Origin of the sequence: Streptomyces sp. NPDC005925, from assembly GCF_040638805.1 — a bacterium.
Taxonomy (GTDB): domain Bacteria; phylum Actinomycetota; class Actinomycetes; order Streptomycetales; family Streptomycetaceae; genus Streptomyces.
The window spans coordinates 1-2872 of sequence record NZ_JBEXVL010000063.1; the positions used below are offsets into that span (position 1 = coordinate 1).

Genomic DNA, 2872 nt, shown 5'->3' on the forward strand with positions numbered 1-2872 from the left:
TCATCCGCTTCGCGGGGGATTCGGGCGATGGTATGCAGCTCACCGGTGACCGTTTCACGTCGGAGACGGCGTCGTTCGGGAATGATTTGTCGACGCTGCCGAACTTCCCGGCGGAGATCCGGGCGCCCGCCGGGACGCTGCCGGGTGTTTCCAGTTTCCAGCTGCACTTCGCCGATCACGACATCCTGACCCCGGGTGACGCGCCGAATGTGCTGGTGGCGATGAACCCGGCGGCACTGAAGGCGAACATCGCCGACCTGCCGCGGGGCGCGGAGATCATCGTCAACACGGACGAGTTCACGAAGCGGGCGATGCAGAAGGTCGGCTACGCCGCCTCCCCGCTGGAGGACGGTTCACTGGACGGTTACAGCGTGCATCCGGTGCCGTTGACGACGCTGACGGTGGAGGCGCTGAAGGAGTTCGGGCTGTCACGGAAGGAGGCGGAGCGCAGCAAGAACATGTTCGCGCTGGGTCTGCTGTCGTGGATGTACAACCGTCCGACGGAGGGTACGGAGAAGTTCCTGCGGGTGAAGTTCGGCCGGAAGCCGGACATTGCGGCGGCGAACATCGCGGCGTTCCGGGCGGGCTGGAATTTCGGGGAGACGACGGAGGATTTCGCGGTCTCCTACGAGGTGGCTCCGGCGGCGGCGGCGTTCGAGCCGGGCGTGTACCGCAACATTTCGGGTGGTCTGGCCCTGGCGTACGGTCTGGTCGCGGCGGCGCGTCAGGCGGATCTGCCGTTGTTCCTGGGGTCGTATCCGATCACGCCGGCCTCGGACATTCTCCATGAGCTGTCCCGGCACAAGAATTTCGGTGTGCGCACGTTCCAGGCCGAGGACGAGATCGCGGGGATCGGCGCGGCGCTGGGTGCGGCGTTCGGGGGTTCGCTGGCGGTGACGACGACGTCGGGTCCGGGTGTGGCGCTGAAGTCGGAGACGGTGGGCCTGGCGGTGTCGCTGGAGCTGCCGCTGCTGATCGTGGACATCCAGCGCGGCGGTCCGTCGACGGGGCTGCCCACGAAGACGGAGCAGGCGGACCTGCTGCAGGCGATGTACGGCCGCAACGGTGAGGCGCCGGTACCGGTCGTGGCCCCGCGCACCCCGGCGGACTGCTTCGGCGCGGCGATGGAAGCGGCACGCATCGCGCTGACGTACCGCACACCGGTGTTCCTGCTGTCCGACGGCTACCTCGCCAACGGCTCCGAGCCCTGGCGGGTCCCCGACGTCACCGAACTCCCCGACCTCCAGGTGCACTTCGCCAAGGGCCCCAACCACGTAACGGACGACGGCACCGAAGTGTTCTGGCCCTACAAACGCGACCCGCAGACCCTGGCCCGCCCCTGGGCCCTGCCGGGCACACCGGGCCTGGAACACCGCATCGGCGGCATCGAAAAAGAAAACGGCACCGGCAACATCTCCTACTCACCCGCCAACCACGACCTCATGGTCCGCACCCGCCAGGCCAAAATCGACGGCATCACCATCCCCGACATCGACGTCGACGACCCCACCGGCCACGCCCGCACCCTCGTCCTGGGCTGGGGCTCCACCTACGGCCCCATCACCGCCGCCGTACGACGACTGCGCACCGCCGGCGACACCATCGCCCAGGCCCACCTGCGCCACATCAACCCCTTCCCCAAAAACCTCGGCGACGTCCTCAAGCGCTACGACAAAGTCGTGATCCCCGAGATGAACCTCGGCCAGCTCGCCACCCTGATCCGGGCGAAATACCTCATCGACGCCCACTCCTACAACCAGGTCAACGGCATGCCGTTCAAGGCCGAGCAACTCGCCACCGCCCTCAAGGAGGCCATCGATGGCTGACACCAACGAACTCCTCCAGCTCGTCCCACGAGCCGAGGGCAAGCAGACCATGAAGGACTTCAAGTCCGACCAGGAAGTGCGCTGGTGCCCGGGATGCGGCGACTACGCGATCCTGGCAGCCGTCCAGGGATTCATGCCGGAACTGGGCGTAGCCAGGGAAAACATCGTCTTCGTCTCCGGCATCGGCTGCTCCTCCCGCTTCCCGTACTACATGAACACCTACGGAATGCACTCCATCCACGGCCGCGCCCCGGCCATCGCCACAGGCCTGGCCGCATCACGCCGCGACCTGAGCGTATGGGTCGTCACCGGCGACGGCGACGCCCTCTCCATCGGCGGCAACCACCTCATCCACGCCCTGCGCCGCAACGTCAACCTGAAAATCCTGCTGTTCAACAACCGGATCTACGGCCTGACCAAGGGCCAGTACAGCCCCACCTCCGAAGTCGGCAAGATCACGAAATCGACACCCATGGGCTCACTGGACGCCCCCTTCAACCCCGTGTCACTGGCCGTGGGCGCGGAAGCATCGTTCGTGGCACGCACCGTCGACTCCGACCGCAAACACCTCACCGAGGTCCTGCGCCGGGCGGCGGAGCATCCGGGCACGGCCCTGGTGGAGATCTACCAGAACTGCAACATTTTCAACGACGGTGCCTTCGACGTGCTGAAGGACAGGCAGCAGGCGGAGGAGGCCGTGATCCGTCTGGAGCACGGGCAGCCGGTGCGTTTCGGTGCGGGGCAGTCCAAGGGCGTCGTCCGCAACCGGCACACCGGTGACCTGGAAGTCGTCACCGTCACCCCGGACAACGAGGCCGACGTCCTGGTCCACGACGCGCACGCGGCGTCGCCGACCACGGCGTTCGCCCTGTCCCGGCTGGCCGACCCGGACACCCTGCACCACACCCCGATCGGTGTCTTCCGCTCCGTCCAGCGGCCCGTCTACGACACGCTGATGGCCGACCAGCTCGACAAGGCCGTCGAGCAGCACGGCAAGGGCGACCTCCAAGCCCTCCTCACCGGCGGCGACACCTGGACCGTCGTCG

At 67.2% G+C, this 2872-nt stretch carries 2 protein-coding genes; both read left to right on the forward strand.

Annotated features, from left to right (window positions below):
- Positions 1-2 precede the first annotated feature (2 nt).
- On the forward strand, positions 3-1826 hold the full coding sequence (locus ABZ354_RS28545) for a 2-oxoacid:acceptor oxidoreductase subunit alpha (protein ID WP_358661606.1): 1824 nt from the start codon (positions 3-5) through the stop codon (positions 1824-1826).
- Positions 1819-2872 (forward strand): 2-oxoacid:ferredoxin oxidoreductase subunit beta (locus tag ABZ354_RS28550; RefSeq protein ID WP_358661608.1); only part of this gene is annotated, 1054 nt, incomplete at its 3' end. The genes ABZ354_RS28545 and ABZ354_RS28550, both read left to right, overlap by 8 nt.